Source organism: Streptococcus pluranimalium (assembly GCF_047785745.1).
In the GTDB taxonomy this organism is placed as follows: Bacteria; Bacillota; Bacilli; order Lactobacillales; family Streptococcaceae; genus Streptococcus; species Streptococcus pluranimalium_B.
Window position 1 is genome coordinate 1 of record NZ_JBLOJT010000209.1, and the last position, 889, is coordinate 889.

General features: G+C 38.6%; 1 protein-coding gene. It reads right to left on the reverse strand.

Annotated features, from left to right (window positions below; genetic code table 11):
- Positions 1–135: 135 nt before the first annotated feature.
- A complete protein-coding gene (gene rpiA / locus ACMZ6U_RS10520; RefSeq protein ID WP_416108360.1) occupies positions 136–807 on the reverse strand; it encodes a ribose-5-phosphate isomerase RpiA in 672 nt (223 codons plus the stop codon).
- Positions 808–889 lie beyond the last annotated feature (82 nt).

Below are 889 nucleotides of genomic sequence, written 5' to 3' on the forward strand. Positions count from 1 at the left end.
GTCAAGTACCACTAAGTGAATACGATCAAATGTAGACATAATTTTCCTATCTAAGGGTGGTTACGGTTAGCACCCTGCTACCTGTATAACACATTGTTATAAAAAGAATGACCAAAATAATCAAAGACAATATGATTAAGCCTCTATGACTTTAACACCGTCTTGACTTGCAACAATAACTTTATTAACCATTCCGTTAAAGAGTCCGTGGTCAACAACACCAACCATGGCTTTTAGTTGCTTACCAAAACCAATTGGATCTTCGATTTTTCCTAAATCAAGGTCAATGATGTAATTTTGCATATCTGTGACAAAGCGTTGACCATTTGTTTGACGATAAGATGGTTTGAATCCCTCTTTTTCAAAATAACGGAAGAGACGATCAGCACCGTATTGAACGACTTCAACAGGTAATTTAAAGGCTCCGAGTTGTTCAACCATCTTGGACTCATCAACAACCCAGATGTATTCTTTTGTTGGCGTTGCGACGATTTTTTCCATAAGCAGAGCACCACCTCCACCTTTGATACCATTGAATTGAGGATCCACCTCATCTGCACCGTCGACCGTGAGATCAATGATATCAATATCATCAACCGCTTTTAATGGAATGCCTAAACTTTCTGCCTGTTTGGTTGTCTTGCTAGATGTTGTCACTCCAATAATGGAGAGTCCTTCTTCCTTGACACGACGTCCTAACTCTTCAACAAAATAATAGGCAGTTGATCCAGTTCCCAGACCAACTATCATACCATCAGTGACATACTCAGCGGCCTTTAGACCAGCTAATTTTTTCAACGCTTCCATTAAAAACTCCTTATAGAATACTTACACCTATTATAACATGAAAGCGAATCCTTGTTAACGAATTATTGTTAACTTTTTAGGC